At 71.1% G+C, this 19,678-nt stretch carries 17 protein-coding genes and 1 pseudogene; 6 read left to right on the top strand and 12 right to left on the bottom strand.

Features of this window, described 5'->3' with window-relative positions; genetic code table 11:
• Nucleotides 1–260: pseudogene (locus tag CW362_RS38545) on the top strand (dioxygenase); the annotation flags it as partial.
• Between the two features lie 75 nt (nt 261–335).
• Here the strand turns inward: CW362_RS38545 and CW362_RS38540 are convergent.
• Entirely contained in the window at nt 336–860 is a 525-nt protein-coding gene (locus CW362_RS38540) for a GNAT family N-acetyltransferase (RefSeq protein WP_103554248.1), read from the bottom strand.
• A gap of 167 nt (nt 861–1,027) precedes the next feature.
• On the opposite strand from CW362_RS38540, the gene CW362_RS38535 reads away from it, so the two are divergent.
• Nucleotides 1,028–2,026 carry a sigma-70 family RNA polymerase sigma factor gene (locus CW362_RS38535; RefSeq protein WP_103554247.1) on the top strand — a complete coding sequence of 333 codons (999 nt, stop codon included), beginning with the start codon at nt 1,028–1,030 and terminating at the stop codon, nt 2,024–2,026.
• Between the two features lie 602 nt (nt 2,027–2,628).
• Here the strand turns inward: CW362_RS38535 and CW362_RS38530 are convergent.
• A complete protein-coding gene (locus CW362_RS38530) occupies nt 2,629–3,612 on the bottom strand; it encodes a helix-turn-helix transcriptional regulator (protein WP_103554246.1) in 984 nt (327 codons plus the stop codon).
• 62 nt (nt 3,613–3,674) lie between these two features.
• On the opposite strand from CW362_RS38530, the gene CW362_RS38525 reads away from it, so the two are divergent.
• Complete coding sequence (locus CW362_RS38525; protein ID WP_240658270.1) at nt 3,675–5,264, top strand: MFS transporter; 1,590 nt, start codon at nt 3,675–3,677, stop codon at nt 5,262–5,264.
• 83 nt (nt 5,265–5,347) lie between these two features.
• Here the strand turns inward: CW362_RS38525 and CW362_RS38520 are convergent, their stop codons facing one another.
• The 3 genes from CW362_RS38520 to CW362_RS38510 all read right to left on the bottom strand — a co-directional run bounded on the left by CW362_RS38520 (nt 5,348) and on the right by CW362_RS38510 (nt 8,736).
• On the bottom strand, nt 5,348–6,097 hold the full coding sequence (locus CW362_RS38520; protein ID WP_103554245.1) for a DUF6227 family protein: 750 nt from the start codon (nt 6,095–6,097) through the stop codon (nt 5,348–5,350).
• A 376-nt stretch (nt 6,098–6,473) separates the two neighbouring features.
• Complete coding sequence (locus CW362_RS38515; protein WP_103554244.1) at nt 6,474–7,532, bottom strand: P1 family peptidase; 1,059 nt, start codon at nt 7,530–7,532, stop codon at nt 6,474–6,476.
• Entirely contained in the window at nt 7,522–8,736 is a 1,215-nt protein-coding gene (locus CW362_RS38510) for a low temperature requirement protein A (RefSeq protein WP_103554243.1), read from the bottom strand. Before CW362_RS38510 ends, CW362_RS38515 begins: the two co-directional genes overlap by 11 nt.
• A 151-nt stretch (nt 8,737–8,887) precedes the next feature.
• On the opposite strand from CW362_RS38510, the gene CW362_RS38505 reads away from it, so the two are divergent.
• Nucleotides 8,888–9,070 (top strand): hypothetical protein, encoded by a 183-nt coding sequence (locus CW362_RS38505; RefSeq protein WP_103554242.1) that lies wholly within the window; start codon nt 8,888–8,890, stop codon nt 9,068–9,070.
• 124 nt (nt 9,071–9,194) lie between these two features.
• On the opposite strand, the gene mscL is transcribed toward CW362_RS38505, so the two are convergent.
• The 6 genes from mscL to CW362_RS38470 form a co-directional block, all read right to left on the bottom strand.
• Nucleotides 9,195–9,665: a large conductance mechanosensitive channel protein MscL gene (gene mscL / locus CW362_RS38500; RefSeq protein ID WP_103554241.1), complete on the bottom strand. Its 471-nt coding sequence runs from the start codon at nt 9,663–9,665 to the stop codon at nt 9,195–9,197.
• Nucleotides 9,666–9,779: 114 nt separating this feature from the next.
• Nucleotides 9,780–10,322 (bottom strand): CpaB family protein, encoded by a 543-nt coding sequence (locus CW362_RS38495; protein ID WP_103554249.1) that lies wholly within the window; start codon nt 10,320–10,322, stop codon nt 9,780–9,782.
• Nucleotides 10,323–10,698: 376 nt separating this feature from the next.
• Entirely contained in the window at nt 10,699–11,577 is an 879-nt protein-coding gene (locus CW362_RS38490) for an S-methyl-5'-thioadenosine phosphorylase (protein ID WP_103554240.1), read from the bottom strand.
• Nucleotides 11,578–11,731: 154 nt separating this feature from the next.
• Entirely contained in the window at nt 11,732–12,049 is a 318-nt protein-coding gene (locus tag CW362_RS38485; RefSeq protein WP_103554239.1) for an FmdB family zinc ribbon protein, read from the bottom strand.
• A gap of 68 nt (nt 12,050–12,117) precedes the next feature.
• The gene (locus CW362_RS38480; RefSeq protein ID WP_103554238.1) at nt 12,118–13,380 is read right to left on the bottom strand and encodes an MFS transporter; all 1,263 of its coding nucleotides are present in this window, start codon (nt 13,378–13,380) and stop codon (nt 12,118–12,120) included.
• A gap of 350 nt (nt 13,381–13,730) precedes the next feature.
• On the bottom strand, nt 13,731–15,335 hold the full coding sequence (locus CW362_RS38470; protein ID WP_103554237.1) for a potassium/proton antiporter: 1,605 nt from the start codon (nt 15,333–15,335) through the stop codon (nt 13,731–13,733).
• Between the two features lie 180 nt (nt 15,336–15,515).
• Between CW362_RS38470 and CW362_RS38465 the strand changes: the two genes are divergently transcribed.
• Nucleotides 15,516–18,275, top strand: a complete 2,760-nt coding sequence (locus CW362_RS38465) for a penicillin acylase family protein (RefSeq protein WP_103554236.1) — start codon at nt 15,516–15,518, stop codon at nt 18,273–18,275.
• A 111-nt stretch (nt 18,276–18,386) separates the two neighbouring features.
• On the opposite strand, the gene CW362_RS38460 is transcribed toward CW362_RS38465, so the two are convergent.
• The gene (locus tag CW362_RS38460; protein WP_240658269.1) at nt 18,387–19,034 is read right to left on the bottom strand and encodes a 5-formyltetrahydrofolate cyclo-ligase; all 648 of its coding nucleotides are present in this window, start codon (nt 19,032–19,034) and stop codon (nt 18,387–18,389) included.
• 61 nt (nt 19,035–19,095) lie between these two features.
• On the opposite strand from CW362_RS38460, the gene CW362_RS38455 reads away from it, so the two are divergent.
• On the top strand, nt 19,096–19,678 hold a 583-nt coding region (locus CW362_RS38455; protein ID WP_162684369.1), incomplete at its 3' end, for a UTP--glucose-1-phosphate uridylyltransferase.

The following is a 19,678-nucleotide window of genomic DNA, read 5'->3' as shown; positions in this document are numbered from 1 at the left end:
CGGGCGGGGGAGTGCCCGCATGGTCGAGCGAGTTCGACGACTGGGGGCACCGCGCGCTGGAGGCCGGTGACGTGGACGCGCTGCTCGACTTCGAGCGCAAGTCCCCGGCGGGCCGTCTCGCCCACCCGCGCACCGAGCACTTCGCCCCGCTCTTCGTCACCATGGGCGCGGCGGACGCCTCCGGGGAGCTCGACGGGCAGCGGTCCGTGATCGACGGGTTCTGGCTGGGCATGGCGAAGCGGTCGGTGCAGTTCGGCTGAGCGCCGTGACGTCCGGGGCCCGTCCGGCGGTCCCCGTCCGCCCTGCGGGTGGCGACGGGGACCGCCGGACGGGCCCTAGCCGGTGAGCTCCTTCTCGTACCAGGCGACGTCCCAGTAGCGGCCGAACTTGCGGCCGACCTCCCGGTAGGTGCCCACGTGCCGGAACCCGGAGCGTTCGTGCAGCCGCACGGACGCTTCGTTGGGCAGCGCGATCCCCGCGTAGGCCCGGTGCAGGTCCTCGCCGGCGAGTGCCGCGAAGAGCGCTTCGTAGAGCAGGGTGCCGACACCGCGGCCCCCGGCGCCGGGCGCCACGTAGACCGTCACCTCCACGGAGGTCGCGTAGGCGGGCTTCGCGCGGAAGGCGCTGGACGTGGCGTACCCCAGAATCACCTGTGAATCCGTGTCCGTGGCAACCATCAGGCGGTGCGGTCCGTCTTCAGGGTGGGAGAGCAGCCACGGACGACGTTGTTCCGGCGTGAAGACGATGGTGTCGAACGTGATGGGCGTCTCACGTACGTAGTGGTTGTACAGATCCGTGAGCGCGTCGAGGTCGGCTGCCGTTCCCGGTCTGACCTGTACATCTGTACGTCCTGACCGCATCGGCCCTCCCCTGTGGTGCGACAGGGTACTGCATGATCAGAAAAATCAAGGTGCGGGTTGGGAATTCTGTCCTGATTCCAGTCGTTGTTTCCATCGGATGCCGGGCACCCGGGAGGGGAACCCGAAGTCCAGGACCACCCGCAAGCCCACCACGCAAGGGAGCACGCATGGCAACCCGTGCCGTCGCCCGTCGTCAGTCCGCCACCGGTGGGACCGCCGACGCGGCACGCAGTGTTCGCGCCGGAGGCGGCGAAATCGCCGATCGCGACCTGGTCGGCATGTACCTCGACGAGATCGCGCGAACACCGCTGCTCGACGCCGCCAAGGAAGTCGAGTTGTCCCAGGTCATCGAGGCGGGTGTGTTCGCGCGGCAGATCCTCGACGGTGAGGCGGAAGCCAAGGTGGACGCGTCCCGCGAGGAGTTGGAGGCCCTGGTCGCCGACAGCGAGCGTGCGAAGGACGTCTTCATCCGCTCGAACCTGCGGCTGGTCGTGGCCGTGGCGCGCCGGTACCCGCGCAGCGGCCTGCCCCTGCTCGACCTGATCCAGGAGGGGAACGCCGGTCTGGTGCGCGCGGTCGAGAAGTTCGACTACCGCAAGGGCTTCAAGTTCTCGACGTACGCCACCTGGTGGATCCGTCAGGCCATCACCCGTTCCATAGCCGACCAGTCGCGCACGATCCGCCTCCCCGTCCACCTGGTCGAGGAACTGGGCCGGATCCGTCGCGTGCAGCGCGAGTTCAACCGCGAGAACGGGCGCGAGCCCGAGCACGCGGAGATAGCCGCCGAGCTCGGCACGACGCCGGAGCGTGTGGGCGACGTGCTGGACTGGGCCCGCGACCCGGTCTCGCTGAACATGTCGGTGGACGACGAGGGCGAGACCCAGTTCGGCGACCTCCTCGAGGACACCTCGGCGGTGTCGCCCGAGCAGTCGGTCCTCACGCTGCTGCGCAGCGAGGAGCTGGACGGTCTGATCGGCCACCTCGACCAGCGCACCGCCTCCATCATCAAGATGCGGTACGGCATCGAGGACGGCCGGGAGCGGACGCTCACGGAGGTCGGCAAGGAGCACGGGCTCACGCGCGAGCGCATCCGCCAGATCGAGAAGCACGCGCTGCTCGAACTGAAGAAGCTGGCGCGCGACACCGGATTCGACGCGGCGGCATGACGGCACCCGACGCGGCGGTATGACGGCACCCGACGCGGCGGTATGACGGCGGCGGGGGGCACGGGGCGGGTCGGACGAGCGGACCGAGTGGGCCGTACGGGTTCATTCACCGGGAGGGTGCCGGACCCGCCCGGCCCGGTCCGCGCACGGGAACCCTCGCCACGTTGGCCACAAGTCGACCAGACATGGCCGTGTAAGGCCGCTTCAATCCGCCGGGCCGTGGGAACAAGACTTCAGGGCCCACGCTTAGGGCCCCGGCCGAGCGGAAGAAGCGAGCAGAACCGCCGGGCGGAAGCACACCGCCCCCGAGAACCGAGTCCCGACGCACACCCCCCCGCGCCGGGACTCTTCCAGAGCCGAGCTTCGGCGCCTCCCCCCCCGGCGTCGAAGCTCGGCTCCATCTCCGGTCCGGGGGACGGGAGTCGGGAGTCCGAGCGGTGAGGCGACGGGTGGGCGCGCCGGGCCTTCGGGCAGGACGATGACGGGCCACCCCGAACCTGAACCCCGGGGTGACCCGACGGCAGATTCTGCCACAGCGACATAACCTGCCGTCGCCGATGGTCCACCGGGTGTCACCGGCTCCGTGGGTGCTCTGCCCGCCGTCAGGCGCCGTCGGCCCCCGGCGCGCCCCCCGCCCGGCTCAGCCGCGCGCCCAACTTCCTCATGTAGTCCGCCAGTTCTCGCGGCTCCCGGACCGTGAAGTCGCAGTCGACCATCGCGATCCGCACCGCCAGCCAGTCCGGCGAGTCGCTGGAGGAGGCCCGCAGCCGGCAGCTGTGCTCGTCGACCGGCTCGGGCGCGCCGACCCATGCGGGCACGCGCGCCGCGACGAATTCGGCCGGGGCGTCGAAGGTGACGTCGAAGGTGTAGGTCTTCTGGCGCCCGTACATCGACTGCCGCAGGAATTCGGCGGCGTTGCCGGTCGGCAGTTCGCGGGGCGTGAACCGGGCCCCCGTCGCGAAGGGCTCGGTCACCCGGTCGACGCGGAACGTCCGCCAGTCCTCGCGGTCGAGGTCGTACGCGACGAGATACCAGCGGCGGCCGGTGGAGACCAGCCGGTACGGCTCGGTCAGCCGCCGTGACGGAGTTCCGTCCCCGGACCGGTAGGCGAACCGCAGCCGCTCCTGCCCCGCGATGCCCGACGCCATCACGGTCAGTGTCTCCGGCGCGATGCTCGCCCCGTCCCCGCTGGTCAGGGGCGTGGTCGCGGCCTGGAGCGTGGACACGCGGCGGCGCAGCCGGGACGGCAGCACCTGCTCCAGCTTGGCGAGGGCCCGCACGGAGGCCTCGTCCACGCCCGCGACCGCGTGCCCGGCACCGGCCCGCAGGCCCACCGCGATGGCCACGGCCTCCTCGTCGTCGAGGACGAGCGGGGGCATCGCCGTGCCCGCCACCAGCCGGTAGCCGCCGTCCGCGCCCTTGGTCGCCTGCACCGGATAACCCAGCTCGCGGAGCCGGTCGATGTCGCGGCGGACCGTGCGACGGGACACCCCGAGGCGCTCGGACAGCTCGCCGCCGGGCCACTCGCGGGGCGTCTGGAGGAGGGAGAGGAGCTGGAGGAGCCGGGCCGGGGTATCGGTCGTCATGTTTTCCAGGGTGCCGGAGAACTAGGACATGATCTGACCTAATCAGGTCCTAGGTTTGTCGCATGACCTCCACCGAGACCCCTGAGACAGCTCTCAGCAGCCCGGCACCCGCCGCCGCGGCCGACCGACGGCGCTGGTTCGCCCTCGCCATCGTGATGACCGCAGCCTTCATGGACCTGGTCGACGTCACGATCGTCAACATCGCGATCCCGTCGATCGAGCGGGACGCGGGCGCCACGGTCAGCCAGATCCAGTGGATCACCGCGGGCTACGCGCTGGCCTTCGCCGCGGGACTCGTCACCGGCGGACGGCTCGGCGACATCCACGGCCGCAAGCGGCTCTTCCTCCTCGGCGTGGCCGGTTTCACGGTCGCGTCCGCGCTGTGCGGCTTCGCGGTGAACCCGGAGATGCTCGTCGCCTCGCGCATCCTGCAGGGCGCCATGGCCGCGATGATGGTGCCGCAGGTCCTGTCGATCGTGCACGCCACCTTCCCCGCGCACGAGCGGGGCAAGGTCTTCGGCCTCTTCGGCGCGATCGTCGGTCTGGGCGCGGTCTCGGGCCCGCTCCTCGGAGCCCTGCTCGTCGAGTGGAACCTCTTCGGCCTGGAGTGGCGGCCGATCTTCCTCATCAACCTGCCGGTCGGTGTCGTCGCGCTGTTCCTGGGCCGCCGCTTCATCAGCGAGTCCAAGGCGCCGCGGGCCCTCAAGCTCGACCTCGTCGGCGTCGCCCTCGTCACGCTCGGCCTGCTGATGCTGCTCTACCCGCTGACCCGGGGCCGTGAGCTGGGCTGGCCGCTGTGGGGATACGTGTCGATGGCCGGCTCCCTCGTGGTCTTCGTGGCGCTGGTGGCGTACGAGAGGCGGAAGACGGCACGGGACGGTTCACCGCTGGTCGAGCTGTCGCTGTTCAGGGTGAAGAGCTTCGCCGCGGGCATCGCCGTGCAGACCGTCTTCGGTATCGCGCTCGGCATCTTCTTCCTGGTCTGGACGCTGTACATGCAGATCGGACTGGGCTGGAGGCCGCTGCGGGCCGGGCTGACCGGGGTGCCGTTCTCGATCGCGGTCTCGGCGGCGGCGGGCATGTCCGTGCAGTTGCTGGTCCCGCGCTTCGGGCGCAAGGTGCTCCAGGCGGGCGCCCTGATCATGGCGCTCGGCGTGCTGCTCTACATCTGGGAGTCCGACCGGTACGGCACGGGCATCGCCTCCTGGCAGATGGCCCTTCCGCTGGTGGTCATGGGCGCCGGCATGGGCTTCATCGTCGCCCCGCTGACGGACGCCGTGCTCTCGGAGGTCCCGCGCGAGCACTCGGGCTCGGCGTCGGGCCTGATCAACACCGTGCAGCAGATGGGCAACGCGCTCGGCCTCGGCCTGGTCTCGGTCCTCTTCTTCGGCGAGATCGGCGACCGTCTGACCGCCGCCCAGGTGGGCCCGGCCTTCGTGCACGCCTTCCAGCACGCGCTGGGCTGGGTCGCCGCCGTGCTGACCGTCATCTTCCTGCTGATGTTCGCCCTGCCGAAGCGGCCGGCACAGCACGTGGAGGGCGCGCAGGACGAGACGGACGGCCAGGGCGAGGGCCAGGAGCAGAGCCAGGACGCGGGCCAGGAGCGGGACAAGGGCCAGGGCGAGGACCGGAAGCCGGAGTTCGTCGGCTGACCGCCGGGGCCGCCCCCCTCGTACGAGGCGGAGGTCCGAACGGGAAGGGCCCCGGCACCTCAGGTGCCGGGGCCCCTTCGGCTTCAGCCCAGCCGTGCCGCCCGTCGCTCCATCGCGTCCCGGGCCGCGTCCTCCGTCGCGTACACCTCGCACATGTGCCGCCGGTCCGGCGTCGCCGTGTGCTCGACCTCCCACAGGGAGATCTCCTGCCCGTCGCGCAGCAGGAAGGCGTGCTCGTAGAGCGAGAAGCACAGCCCCGCCTGCCCCGCCCGGCAAGGACGCCCGAAGGCCTGCGTGATCTGGTGCGCGAACGCCTCCCGGATCAGCAGCGTCGTGAGTTCGGCGCCGGGCCGGTCCGGGTTCTCCGCGCGCCGCAGGAGCCGGCGCGCGTGATCGGCGGAGCCGTCGGGCACATAGGTGTGACGCGGCTCGGGGACCGCCGACAGCTGCACGAACACGGGCAGTTCGAAGTCCGGCGCGTCCGGAGGGAGGGGGAGCCGGGCCGTGGCGGTGCGCAGCTCCTCCTCGTCGACGTAGACCTCGTGCTGGGTGTCGCGACCGGCCGCCGTGTTGTGCACCAGCTCCCACAGCGTGACGGCGGAACCGTCGGCGAGCAGCCAGGTGTGCCGGTACGTCTCCCGGTGCAGCCCCGCGCTGTGGTGCGCGGAGTGCAGCGAACTGTCGTGCGCCAGCGCGCAGTCGAGCCGCCGTATCGCTTCGTCGGGCAGCTCGAACGAGTTCAGGGCGCGGCCCAGAAGTCGTGCGAGATGCTCCTCCGGAGACTCGGGCGACTCGGGTGGTTCGTACGCTGCTGTCTCGTACGGAACGCTCAAGGTTTCTCCCGGCGTTGCTGCATGTCACCTTGTGGGTGCATACCGTAGCCCCTCGGTCGGACATCATGTCCGCGAACCGAGAAAACGTACGGACGGAAAACGGGCGGGCCGCGCGGTGAGTTCCCCCGCGACGCGCGAGAACGTCAAAAAGCCCTCGTCAGACGGCACTTCCCACGGTTCGGGTACCCCCGCGAAAGGTTCCGGCCGCCGCGCTCATTGTCCGGCAAGGCTCCCTTGTCGCACCAGTTCCCGGCCGCTACGGAGTCCCCGGCGGGCGAACCGTGACGCACTCCGCCGGCCCCCGCCCGGGACGGCGACGCGCCGACCCCCGCCAGGGACGGCACCCCGCCGGACCCCGCCCGGGGCCGAACCGTCGTCAGGACGGAGAGTCAGGAAGAGCGCCCGCCCCGGCCTCCCCGTAGAGCTCTTCGTACGACGGCCACACCCCGCCCGGTCCGTCCACCGGCTCCGCGGCGCGCACGGCACGCACGATCGCGCGCGTCACCAGGTCCGCGCCCGCGGCGAGGATCTCGTTGAGCGCCAGGGGGTTCCCGGCGGGGAGCTGCCGGACCCCCGTGGCCAGCGCGAACACCGTGTCCCCGTCGTTCAGCAGGTGCACCGGCCGCACAGCGCGTGCGATCCCGTCGTGCGCCGTGCCCGCGAGCTTCTGCGCCTGCGCCCGTGTCAGGGCGGCGTCGGTGGCGACGACGGCGAGCGTGGTGTTCAACGGGGGCGGCGTGTTCCTCGCGGAGGCCTCCGCGAGCCGCAGCCGGGCGGCCTCGTGCACCGGAGCGGACGGACACGCCGTACGTCCTTGCGCCAACTCCCCGTACAGCGCCCCCGTTTCCGGCTCCACCACCGAGCCCGCCGCGTTGGCCACCACCAGCGCGGCCACCGTGACACCGGACTCGAGCACGGCACTCGCCGTTCCGACCCCGCCCTTGAGCTGCCCGACCACCGCTCCGGTACCGGCGCCGACGCCGCCCTCGCGGACCGGCGCGCGCAGCGCACTCGCGTCGGCGGCCTCGACCGCGGCGACCCCGGTGGAGGCGTCCGGCCGCGACCGGAAGTCGCCGCCGCGCCCGAGGTCGAAGACGCAGGCGGCGGGCACGACGGGCACGACGTGCGTGGGTTCCGGCCCCACGCGCACCCCGCGTCCCCGCTCCTCCAGCCACGCCATCACGCCCGATGCCGAGTCCAGCCCGTACGCGCTGCCCCCGGTCAGCACGACCGCCTCGACCTTCTGCACGAGGTTGCGCGGATCGAGCGCGTCCGTCTCCTTGGTGCCGGGCCCGCCGCCGCGCACGTCCACGGCGGCGGTCACGCCCCCCTCGGGAGCGAGCACCACCGTCGTCCCCGTGAGCCAACCGTCCCCGTTGTGCGTCGCGTGCCCCACCCGCAGACCCACGACATCTGTCAGAGCGTCAACTGTCATGCGCCCAGTGTTCCCCGGTCGACATCACCACCCCGGCCGTCACGGCCAGCGCGGAGACGATCCCCGCGGCGAGCACCGCCTGATCGCCCAGGAAGGTGCACAGGATGACGAGCAGCGCGGTGGCCGGCAGCACGAGTTGCTGGGCGATGCCGACCTTGAAATGGCGGGAGTGCAGCGCCCAGACGGTCAGGAGGTACAGAGCGGTCGGCAGTGTCACCGCGGCGGACGCCGAGAGCTGCGAGATGTGCGCGGTGCCGACCGTCTGCTCCACCGCGACCTCCAGACCGGCGCCGATCGCGGCGGCCGACGCGAAGATCAGATAGTGGCCGTACCCCCAGAGGAAGGCCTGCCCGCTGGACCGCAGATGGCCGTGGATCGGCACCGCGAAGTAGATCCACCAGGCGGAGAACACGATCAGAAGGCCGCCCGCGGCGATGGGCAGCAGCTCGCTCAGCGCGTCGTGCTCGTCGACGGCCGACTTCACCGCGACGGTGGCGGCGGCGATCGTCTCGCCCAGCACGATGATCGTGAACAGTCCGTAGCGCTCGGAGATGTGGTGCGGATGCCAGGACGTGGTGAAGTCCTTCTCCGCGAACAGCGGGACGCACAGCTCGGCGACGGCCGCCGCCAGGAAGACCCAGGGGCGGGCCTCCTCCGGCGCGAACAGCAGGCCGAGCCAGGCGATCTGGCACAGCAGTACGCCGCCCGCGTACCGCAGTGCCATGGTTCTCTCGGTCCCCTCGGTGGAGCGGGCCACCCGCAGCCACTGGGCGATCATCGCGAACCGCATGATCACGTAGCCGAGCCAGACGACCAGGAAGTCGTGGCTCTCGAACGCCTCGGACACCCCGGCCGCCAGCACCAGGACGCCGGCGATCTGCACCAGCGTGACCACCCGGTAGAGCACGTCGTCGTTGTCGTAGGCCGACGCGAACCAGCTGAAGTTCATCCACGCCCACCAGATGGCGAAGAAGACCATCGCGTAGTCGAGGATGCCCTCACCCGCGTGCCCCTCCGCCACGGCGTGCACCAGTTCGGCGCCCGCCTGGGCGATGGCCACCACGAAACACAGGTCGAACAGGAGCTCCAGCGGCGACGCGACCCGGTGCGCCTCGTCGCGGCCGCGGGCGGTCATTCTGCGCAGCGGCCGGCGGCCCGAGGGCCGTGGTGCCGCGGCGGACTCCGGAGCGGAACGGGAGGTCATACGGCCAAGCACAGCAGAAAAGTCCCGGAAATTCTTGTGAATGCGTTCACAAGCGCTGGGGGTGGAGACGTGAGGGGACGCCGGGACCATGTCGTCGAGGCGCCCGGCCCGGCCGGGGTGGGCCGGTACCCCCGCGGCGTACCCTGGGGACATGAGCCCCGCCCCCGCCCCCGAACCGCGTGATCCGAAGCCGGCCCTGGTCTTCGACGATCCGCTGGACCAGCAGTCCTCGGACGATACGGACCGCGGGTGGGGCGAGCGGGCCGACGGCACCGGTGACAGTGCCGCCGACCTGAAGCGCTTCCTCGACGAGAAGCCGCCCCACCACATCTGAGCCCGGCCCCGGGTTTCCTGCCCCCAGGCGTTCCGATCTCGGGTGTCCTGACCCCGGGACTCGCGGCACCCGGCCTTTCGGCGTCCGCGTCCGCCGGGTTCTCGGACGTATGGCCGCTGCGCGGTCAGTAGTCGCGGCGTCCCTGGCCGCGCTGGGCGACCAGCTCGTCGCGGATCTCCTTCAGCACCTCCAGCTCGGTCACCTCGATGACCTCCTTCGTGCCCTCCCGCGCCTTCTGACGGGCCGCCTGCCGGGCCAGGAACTTGGCCATCGGCAGCACCATCAGGAAGTAGACGACGGTGGCGGTGATCAGGAACTGGAGCGTGGCACCCAGCACCGAGCCCCACATGAGGCGGATGCCCTCGGCGTTGGCCCCGCTGCCCGTGCAGGGGCTCTCCAGGCAGGAGCTGTAGCTGTCGAGGTTCTTCGTGCCGACAGCGCCGACCAGCGGGCTGATGATGCCCTTCACCACGGAGTTGACGATGTTGGTGAAGGCCGCGCCGATGACCACCGCGACGGCCAGGTCGATGACGTTGCCACGCATGAGGAAGGCCTTGAAGCCCTCCCAGACGCTGGGCTGCTTGTTTTCGCTCACTAGGAGCCCCCTCCGCGCAGGTTGTGGAACAAACAGCTCCGCAACCTACGGCAGGGTGCGCCGGACCGGTCCGACCGGGTGGCCCGGAGGAGGGACTTGACACGGTTTCTTCGCTCACCGCAGCGTCACCGCCAGTCGTGACGTGGTGCCGGCGCCCGCCAGCCGCGCGGCCGTCGCGCGCGGAACGGAGAGGACGACCAGTGCTCCGGCGTCGGTGGTGCCGGTGTCCGGGACCCCGGTGACCCGCGCCCCGGCCGCGACCACCCGCGCCTCGCCGCCGCTGTCCGCCGCGACCACGTCGACCCGGTCTCCCGGACGCAACAGGTTCACCGTGGCGCCGTCGGCGATCCGGACCGGCGCTCTCACCGTCTCGGCCGCGCCCGGCCCGCGCACGGATGCGGAAGCAGTGGTGGAGACGGGCGCGGAGGGCGTGGACGCCGGACGCCCGCGCGTCCGCCCGGCATCGCCCGGACCGGCCGCCACGAGCGCGGCCGCCGTCATGGCCAGGCCGGCGGCGACCGCCCGCCTCCTGTGCCGGGTGAGGGGCCGCAGCCGGCAACGGCCGCCCCGCACCCGGACGGGCGCGAACTGCGGCACCTCGCACGTGGGAGGAGTGTCCGCGCCCGGCGGGCGGACGAGTTGCGAGAGCTGTGCCATGGTGACCACCACCTGCGACGAGGGACCGGCTTGCGCTCCCACGATGAGGTCTCGCGGCGAAGCCCGCGGGCGCCCGTGGATCACCCGGGGATTGTGGACAACTCCCTCACCCGAACGGGAGATTCCGCGCCCGCGACGGCCTTTGGTCCGCGACGGCCCTTGGCCCGTGACGGCTCTCGGCTCGGGACGCCCCTCGGCCCGCCGCCCTCGTCCCCGCCCCGTTCCTGTCTCCGCCCCCGTCCCTGCCCCGCTTCCGCTTCTGCCCCACCCCGCCCCGCTCCTGCTCTCCGCCTTCGTCCCCGCCCCGGATCCGGGGCGGGGAGGACTCCGCCATCCCGTCCCGTCCCGCCCCCGACCCGGGGCGGGACGGATGCCGTCACGGCAGCTCGAAGCCGGGATCCATCCCGCCCAGCGCCGTCGTGCACAGGCAGTCCCGCGATCCGTTCGCCGGCAGCCCCGCGACCGCGTCGAAGAGCACGTCCCGCAGCCGGTCCACATTCGCCGCGAACACCTTCAGCACCTCGTCGTGCGAGACGCCCTCGCCGGTCTCGGCACCCGCGTCGAGGTCGGTGACCAGCGTCAACGACGTGTAGCAGAGCTCCAGTTCACGGGCGAGCATGGCCTCGGGATGTCCGGTCATGCCCACCACCGACCAGCCCTGCGCCTGGTGCCAGAGCGATTCGGCCCGGGTGGAGAACCGCGGACCCTCCACGACCACGAGCGTGCCGCCGTCCACCGGTTCCCAGGCACGTCCGCGTGCCGCGTCCAGGACGACCTCGCGGCCGACGGGGCAGTAGGGGTCGGCCGGCGAGACGTGCACCACGTTCGGCACCGTGCCGTCGGGCAGCGGCAGCCCGTCGAAGTAGGACTGCGTCCGTGACTTCGTACGGTCCACGAACTGGTCCGGAACGAGCAGGGTCCCGGGCCCGTACTCCGGACGCAGCCCGCCCACGGCGCAGGGGCCGAGGACCTGGCGGGCGCCGACGGAGCGCAGCGCCCACAGGTTGGCCCGGTAGTTGATGCGGTGCGGCGGCAGATGGTGACCGCGGCCGTGGCGGGGGAGGAAGGCGACCCGTCGGCCGGCGATCTCGCCGAGGAACAGGGAGTCGCTGGGCGGCCCGTAAGGGGTGTCCACCCGCAGCTCGGTCACGTCGTCGAGGAATGAGTAGAGGCCCGAGCCGCCGATGACGCCGATCTCGGCCGGGGCCGTCGACCGCTCCCCGGCCGGGGACTGTGGATTCTCCGTGTTCGCCATGAACGGCACCCTACGGGCTGCCCCGGACGGAAGAACGCCGAAGACCCCGTCGTCGTACGACGACGGGGTCCCGTGGGAACGATCCCTGTGAGGCCTGCGGGCCTCGCGGCGCCGGCGGGCCGGGACGAGGGTCCCGGCGCGGACCGGGGAGTCCTTACGCGGCGGAGCTGGTGCCCGACGACTTCGCGTCCGAGGACGACGAGGCGGACGCCGACGACGAGGACTTCGCGTCCGAGGACGAGGCCGAGGACGTGGACGTCGACGGCTTCGACGCGGGCGAGCTGCTCGACGAGGAGCCGCGGCTGTCGTTGCGGTAGAAGCCGGAGCCCTTGAAGACAATGCCGACGGCCGAGAACACCTTCTTCAGGCGGCCGTTGCAGTTGGGGCATTCGGTCAGGGCGTCATCGGTGAACTTCTGCACCGCCTCGAGGCCCTCGCCGCACTCGGTGCACTGGTACTGGTAGGTCGGCACTTGTCTTCCTCCTGGCACTCTCACTCAGTGAGTGCTAACGACGATCCATACTGACGTATTCCGCGAGATCAGTCCACTGTCACCGGCACGCGGTGACCGACGCCACGTGCGACGGCCCGGCTCGAGGCCCCTGTGGCGAGGCGTGACCGCAGTGTCACCAGGGTCGCCAGAGCCAGTGCCGTACCGGCCATCGGCACCAGGAACCCGGCGCCGTCCCAGAGCCTGTCCTCCAGCTGTCCGGCCACCGTGACGGCCGCCGCCTGGCCGAGCGCGACGGCGCCGGTGAGCCAGGTGAAGGCCTCGGTGCGGGCGCCCTGCGGAACGAGGCTCTCGACCAGGGTGTAGCCGGTGATCAGGCTCGGGGCGATGCACATGCCGACCACGAAGCCGAGGCCGGCGAGCACGATCACCGAGTTCGCGGCCCACAGCCCGGAGGCCGCCAGCGCGAGGGCGGCGTACCCGAGGACGAGCCGTCGCTGGGGGGCCGCCTTCCAGGCGACGGCGCCGCAGACGACGCCCGAGAGCATGTTGCCCGCCGCGAAGACGCCGTACAGGACACCGTTCAGGCCGGGCTCGCCGATCGACTCGCTGTACGCGGCCAGCGAGACCTGCATGCCGCCGAAGACGGAGCCGATGCCCAGGAACGTCATGATCAGGACGCGCACTCCGGGGATCCGCAGAGCGGAACCGTGCTCCACGCGCGCGTGCCCGGCGGCGGAGACCGCGGGCTGGGTGCTCTTCTGCGCGGCGAACAGCAGACCGCCGACCAGGGTCAGCGACGCCTCGGTCAGCAGGCCCGCGGCGGGGGCGACGGCCGTGCACAGCGCGGTGGCGAGCAGGGGGCCGAGGACGAAGGTCAGCTCGTCCGTGACGGACTCGAAGGCGGCCGCGGTCGGCATCAGGGGCGAGTCCTGGAGCTTCACGCCCCAGCGGGCCCGCACCATGGGGCTGATCTGCGGCACCGAGGCGCCGGTGGGCACGGCGGCGGCGAAGAGCGCCCACAGGGGGGCGTCCGCCAGCGCGAGCGCGGTCAGGGAGAAGCCGGCCACGGCGTGCACGAGGACGCCGGGCAGCAGGACGGCCCGTTGTCCGTGCCGGTCGGCCAGACGTCCGGTGAAGGGCGCGAACAGCGCCATGGAGACACCGGTGACGGCCGCGACCGCGCCGGCCGCCCCGTAGGAGCCGGTGGTGTGCTGCACGAGCAGCACGATGGAGATCGTCAGCATGGCGAACGGCTGACGGGCGGCGAAGCCGGGGAGCAGGAACGTCCAGGCGCCACGGGTGCGCAGAAGCTGTCCGTATCCAGGACGGGAGGTGACCGTGGATGCCACGGCCCGTGCCTTTCTGCCGCCTGGTAGCGCGCCCGTGCGGGGGGCGCCGAGAGCTGTCCTCTTGCGCGGATCTGCGGTAGATACCGGCGCCCCTGTGGGAGGACGTCACGGCCGCCATACGGTCGCGCCAGCTCTGCGTCAGGCAGAGTTGGTTCGATCAAGGTCTGCGCTCATCGTACAGGGGGTGGGTGCCGTACCGCGTCTGTGAAAAAGAGCACGGTGCGGTCGCACGCCTGTGAACGCCTCTCGTTCTCGGCATCCCGTTCGATGGTTCGTAGGCCCCGGCCGGTGTCCCGCGGGGAGCGCGTCCGGCGTTCCGCGGGAGTCCGGCCGGAAGCCCGGCGGCCCGGTCACAGACCTGTCCGGTGCTGTGTCCGGTGCTCCGTTCCCCCGTCGCCGATGCCCAGCCAGTCGGCGAGCTTGCCGCCCTGGCCCACCGCGCGAAGGCGCCTCTCGGTCGAGTCCCGCACCGGGTCGGTCGCCACCACCAGCAGTTCGTCGCCGCGCCGCAGCACCGTCGTCGGCATCGGCACGAAGGACTTCGCCTCGCGGACGACGAGGGTGACCGCCGCACCCGGGGGCAGCCGCAGCTCGCCCACCTCGACACCGTGCATGCGCGACCCCTCGGGGATCGCGACGGACAGCAGGTGGCCGCGCAGCCGCTCCAGGGGCGCCGATTCGATGCCGAGGTCGGAGGCCCCGGTGGACTCCCCGAGCCGGAGCTTGCGGGCCAGCCAGGGCAGGGTCGGCCCCTGGACGAGGGTGTAGACGACGACCAGGACGAAGACGATGTTGAAGATCCGCTTGCTCTCCGCGATGCCGCTCACCATCGGGATCGTCGCCAGGATGATGGGCACGGCGCCGCGCAGCCCGGCCCAGGACAGCAGCGCCTGCTCCTGCCAGGGGATGCGGAACGGCAGCAGGCTGACGATCACGCTCAGCGGCCGCGCCACCATGGTCAGCGCCAGGCCGATGAGGAGCGCGGGGACGATGTCGTCGCCCATCTCGTGCGGGGTGACCAGGAGGCCGAGCAGCACGAACATGCCGATCTGGGCGATCCAGCCGAGCCCCTCGGCGAAGCCGCGCGTGGCGGGCCAGTGCGGCAGTTTCGCGTTCCCGAGCACCATGGAGGCGAGGTAGACGGCGAGGAAGCCGCTGCCGTGGGCGAGCGCGCCGGCGGCGTACGCGGCGACGGCGATCGCCATCACGGCGATCGGGTACAGGCCGGAGGCGGGCAGCGCCACGTGCCGCAGCCCGTAGGCGCCCAGCCAGCCGACCGCGAGACCGATGGCGGCGCCGATGGTCAGCTCCAGCGCGATCTCGCCGATCAGCCTGTACCAGTGCTCGACCGGGCCCGCGGTGGAGAACGCGACGACCAGGATGACCACCGGGGCGTCGTTGAAGCCCGACTCGGCCTCCAGGATGCCCGTCACGCGCGAGGGCAGGGGGATCTTCCGCAGGACGGAGAAGACCGCCGCCGCGTCCGTCGAGGAGACGACCGCCCCGATGATGAGCGCCTGGTGCCACTCGAGGCCGATCAGGTAGTGCGCGGCCGCGGCCGTCACGCCGACGCTCACCGCGACGCCCACCGTCGCCAGCGCGGAGGCCGCCGGCAGGGCCGGTCTGATCTCCTTCCACTTCGTGCCGAGACCGCCTTCGGCCAGGATCACGACCAGGGCCGCGTACCCGATGACCTGGGTCAGTTCGGCGTTGCTGAACTGGACGTCGCCGATTCCGTCCTGGCCGATCGCGACGCCTATCCCCAGGTACACGAGCAGCGTGGGGAGCCCGCTGCGTGAGGAGATCCGGACCGCCGCCACCGCGAGGAGCAGGACGAGCGAGCACACGAGCAGGAGCTGGTTGAGGTGGTGGACAGTCAGGGGCTGTTCCTTTCTCGCCGATCCGGTCGCCGGGGAAAGCGGCCGGTTCCGGGCACCGGAAGCCGGCCACTTCAAGGCAAGTACTTCGTTACCTTACCTAACTCTTGACGCTTTCTTGACGTTTCCGGGGGCAAGATCGAACGGCCGTGCTCCCCGGTTTCCCACTCCGCGTCAAGGCGCGGTTGGCCCTGCGCCTATGGTTGCCCCAGCACTCCAGGACCGCCTGCCGCTCGCGTTAGGACAGCAAGGACAGCGATGCCCCCCAACACCACCGCCTCTTCCGGCCAGCAGCCCGGCAAGTCCGGCAGGAAGAAGGGGCGCAAAGCCCGACTGTTCTTGATTGTCCTGGTTCTCGCCATCATCGGAGGTCTTGCCTTCGGCGCGTACTGGAGCATCAGCACGGTCCGTGCCTCCTTCCCGCAGACCGAGGGAACCATCCGGCTCGACGGACTGTCGGGGCCGGTGACCGTGCAGCGCGACGGCAACGGGATCCCGCAGGTCTACGCCTCGTCCGACGAGGACCTGTTCATGGCCCAGGGCTTCGTCCAGGCGCAGGACCGGTTCTACGAGATGGACGTGCGCCGCCACATGACCTCGGGCCGGCTGTCCGAGATGTTCGGCTCGGGCCAGGTCGAGAACGACGCGTTCCTGCGCACGCTGGGATGGGACCGGATCGCGAAGAAGGAGTACGACACCAAGCTGTCGTCCTCCACGAAGAAGTACCTCCGGGCGTACTCCGAGGGAGTCAACGCCTACCTGAAGGGCAAGAGCGGCGAGGACATCTCCCTGGAGTACGCCGCCCTCAACTTCACCAACGACTACAAGCCGACCGAGTGGACCCCGGTCGACTCGGTGGCCTGGCTCAAGGCGATGGCCTGGGACCTGCGCGGCAACATGCAGGAAGAGATCGACCGCTCCCTGATGACGAGCCGCCTCGGCCCGAAGCAGATCGCGGACCTGTACCCCGAGTACCCGTACAGCCGGCACAAGACGATCGTCCGTGAGGGCTCGTACGACAGCATCACCGGGACGTACGGCTCCAAGGACACCGCCTCGACGTCCGCGGCGGGCACGGGGCTCACCGGCGGCGCCCAGGCGCCCACCGGGTTCCAGAGCCAGCTCTCGGGGCTCTACGAGGTCCTCGACGACCTGCCCACCGCCGTCGGCGTGAACGGCAACGGCATCGGCTCCAACTCCTGGGTCGTCGCCGGGAAGCACACCATCACCGGCAAGCCGCTGCTGGCCAACGACCCGCACCTGTCGGCGTCGCTGCCCTCGGTCTGGTACCAGATGGGCCTGCACTGCACCTCGGTCTCCGCCGAGTGCCAGTACGACGTCACCGGGTACACCTTCGCGGGCATGCCCGGCGTGGTCATCGGCCACAACGCGGACATGGCCTGGGGCATGACCAACTCCGGGGTCGACGTCACCGACCTCTACCTGGAGAAGATCACCGGCGAGGGCTACGAGTACGACGGCAAGGTGCGGCCCTTCACGACCCGCAAGGAGACGATCAAGGTCGCCGGCGGCGCCGCCAAGACGATCGTCGTGCGGCAGACCGACGACGGGATGCCGCTGCTCTCCGACCGTGACGACGAACTGGTCCAGGTCGGCAAGAAGGCCACGGTCGACGCGGAGGCGCCCGACCGCGGCGACGGCTACGCGATAGCGCTGCGCTGGACCGCGCTGGACCCGGGCAGGACCATGGACGCCGTCTTCGAGATGGACAAGGCGTCGAACTGGACCGAGTTCCGCAAGGCGGCCGCCTCCTTCGAGGTGCCGTCCCAGAACCTGATCTACGCCGACGGCTCCGGCGCCCACGGCAACATCGGCTACCAGCTGCCCGGCAAGATCCCCACGCGGGCCAAGGGCGACGACGGCTCGCTGCCCGCGCCCGGCTGGGAATCCAAGTACCGCTGGACCGGCTACATCAAGCAGTCCGCGCTGCCGTACGAGTACAACCCCGAGCGGGGTTACATCGTGACCGCCAACCAGGCGGTCGTGGACCCCGACAAGTACCCGTACACGCTCACCACGGACTGGGGCTACGGCACCCGCAGCCAGCGCATCACCGACCTGATCGAGGCGAAGACCAAGGGCGGCGCCAAGATCTCGACCGACGACATGCGCCAGATGCAGCTCGACAACAGCAGCGAGATCGCCAAGCTGATCGTGCCCAAGCTGCTCAAGATCGACGTGCCCGACAAGGACGTCCGCGACGCGCAGAAGCTCCTGGAGGGCTGGGACTACACCCAGGACGCCGACTCCGCGGCGGCCGCCTACTTCAACGCCACCTGGCGCAACATCCTCAAGCTCGCCTTCGGCAACAAGCTGCCCAAGGAGCTGCGGGTCAAGGGCCAGTGCCTGTGGGTCGAGCGGGCCGACACCACCGGCCCCGCGGACGAGGACCAGACGGTGCGCGAGTGCGGCGATCGCGAGCCGGACCAGGCACAGCCGGACGGCGGCGACCGCTGGTTCGAGGTGATCCGCAAGATCATCGACGACGAGCACAACAACTGGTGGAAGCTGCCCCAGACGCGTACCGCGGAAGCGTCCACCGACCGGGACAAGCTGTTCGCCCGGGCCATGGCGGACGCCCGCTGGGAGCTGACCGCCAAGCTCGGCAAGGACATCGACACCTGGAGCTGGGGCCGGCTGCACCGCCTGTTCCTGAAGAACCAGACCCTCGGTACCGAAGGCCCCGGTTTCCTGCAGTACATGCTCAACCGCGGCCCCTGGAACCTCAGCGGCGGCGAGGCGACGGTCAACGCGACCGGCTGGAACGCGGCGGGCGGCTACGGAGTGGTCTGGGTCCCCTCGATGCGGATGGTCGTCAACCTCAAGGACCTCGACAAGTCCAGGTGGATCAACCTCTCGGGAGCCTCGGGGCACGCCTACAACGCGCACTACACCGACCAGACGGAGAAGTGGGCCAAGGGCGAACTCCTGCCGTGGGCCTTCACCAAGGAGGCCGTCGACAAGAAGACCAGCGACACCCTGGTCCTGAAGCCCTGACGCCTCGAAGGGCGCCGCACCCGGCGCCCTGAGGCCGGTGCCCGGCCGAAGTGGCCCTCCACGCACGCGTGGAGGGCCACTTCGCGTCCGCCGTCCCCGGTCCGCCGCCCGTCAGCGGAAGCGGCGCACGCCGGAAGGGGTCACCACCGCGTGGACGGGCCGGTCGTGCGCCTCCTCCGGCACCCGGCGGACGACCTCGGTGTCGTACAGGAGCACCACCAGCGCGGGATCGGCGCCCGAACGCTCCAGACGGGCCAGCACACGGTCGTACGAGCCTCCGCCGCGCCCCAGCCGCATCCCGCGGGCGTCGACGGCGAGACCGGGCAGCAGGACGACGTCGGCCTCCTGGACGGCCTCCGGTCCCAGCCGTTCGCCCGCGGGCTCCAGGAGGGCCATCTTCCCGCCGTGCCGGACCTCCTCGAGGGAGTCCGCTCCGGTGTACGCGCCCCAGTCCAGGTCGTTGTCCGGCAGCAGGACCGGCAGGAGGACGCGCACCCCGCGCGTGCGGAGCGCGTCCAGGAGCGCGAGGGTGCCCGGTTCGCTCCCCACCGACACATAGGCCGCCACCGTGCGGGCCCCCGCCAGTTCGGGCAGCTCCAGGGCGCGGACGGCGAGGGCGACGGCGGTCTCCCGCACGTCATCGGCCGTCAACCCCCTTCTCACCGACAGGAACCCGCGCCGCAACGTTCGCTTGTCAGGCTCTGGTTCACGTCCGACGTCTCTCACAGGTGACTCCTGTAGTTCTCTTAACCCGTTCATATGATCGCGAATTGGCCGGAGCCACAGATTCTTCACATAGCCACCGGTTATGGTTGCGGACATGACTGAGTCACACCCCAGGATCACCAAGGCTGTCATTCCCGCGGCGGGTCTGGGCACCCGGTTCCTGCCGGCGACCAAGGCCACCCCCAAGGAGATGCTGCCGGTCGTCGACAAGCCGGCGATCCAGTACGTGGTCGAAGAAGCCGTGTCCGCGGGTCTCGACGACGTCCTGATGATCACGGGCCGCAACAAGCGCCCCCTCGAGGACCACTTCGACCGCAACTACGAGCTGGAATCCGCCCTCCAGAAGAAGGGCGACGCGAGCCGGCTCGCCAAGGTCCAGGAGTCCAGCGACCTCGCGACCATGCACTACGTGCGCCAGGGCGACCCCCGGGGCCTGGGCCACGCCGTCCTGTGCGCGGCCCCCCACGTCGGCCACGAACCCTTCGCCGTCCTCCTCGGCGACGACCTGATCGACCCCCGCGACCCCCTGCTCGCCCGCATGGTCGAGGTCCAGGAACGGCACGGCGGCAGCGTCATCGCCCTCATGGAGGTCGCCCCCGAACAGATCCACCTCTACGGCTGCGCCGCCGTCGAGACCACCGACCAGGACGACCTGGTCAAGGTCACCGGCCTGGTCG

The sequence above is a fragment of the Streptomyces populi genome (assembly GCF_002911015.1).
Classification (GTDB): Bacteria; Actinomycetota; Actinomycetes; order Streptomycetales; family Streptomycetaceae; genus Streptomyces; species Streptomyces populi.
The sequence above is the reverse complement of the archived record's forward strand: the minus strand, read 5'-3'. Positions and strand labels throughout refer to the sequence as shown.

Excerpts from the sequence above, each read along its gene's own strand:
- CW362_RS38540 (WP_103554248.1), bottom strand. The coding sequence starts at position 860 with ATGCGGTCAGGACGTACAGATGTACAGGTCAGACCGGGAACGGCAGCC.
- CW362_RS38535 (WP_103554247.1), top strand. The coding sequence starts at position 1,028 with ATGGCAACCCGTGCCGTCGCCCGTCGTCAGTCCGCCACCGGTGGGACC.
- CW362_RS38530 (WP_103554246.1), bottom strand. The coding sequence starts at position 3,612 with ATGACGACCGATACCCCGGCCCGGCTCCTCCAGCTCCTCTCCCTCCTC.
- CW362_RS38525 (WP_240658270.1), top strand. The coding sequence starts at position 3,675 with ATGACCTCCACCGAGACCCCTGAGACAGCTCTCAGCAGCCCGGCACCC.
- CW362_RS38515 (WP_103554244.1), bottom strand. The coding sequence starts at position 7,532 with ATGACAGTTGACGCTCTGACAGATGTCGTGGGTCTGCGGGTGGGGCAC.
- CW362_RS38510 (WP_103554243.1), bottom strand. The coding sequence starts at position 8,736 with ATGACCTCCCGTTCCGCTCCGGAGTCCGCCGCGGCACCACGGCCCTCG.
- CW362_RS38505 (WP_103554242.1), top strand. The coding sequence starts at position 8,888 with ATGAGCCCCGCCCCCGCCCCCGAACCGCGTGATCCGAAGCCGGCCCTG.
- CW362_RS38495 (WP_103554249.1), bottom strand. The coding sequence starts at position 10,322 with ATGGCACAGCTCTCGCAACTCGTCCGCCCGCCGGGCGCGGACACTCCT.
- CW362_RS38490 (WP_103554240.1), bottom strand. The coding sequence starts at position 11,577 with ATGGCGAACACGGAGAATCCACAGTCCCCGGCCGGGGAGCGGTCGACG.
- CW362_RS38465 (WP_103554236.1), top strand. The coding sequence starts at position 15,516 with ATGCCCCCCAACACCACCGCCTCTTCCGGCCAGCAGCCCGGCAAGTCC.
- CW362_RS38460 (WP_240658269.1), bottom strand. The coding sequence starts at position 19,034 with ATGAACGGGTTAAGAGAACTACAGGAGTCACCTGTGAGAGACGTCGGA.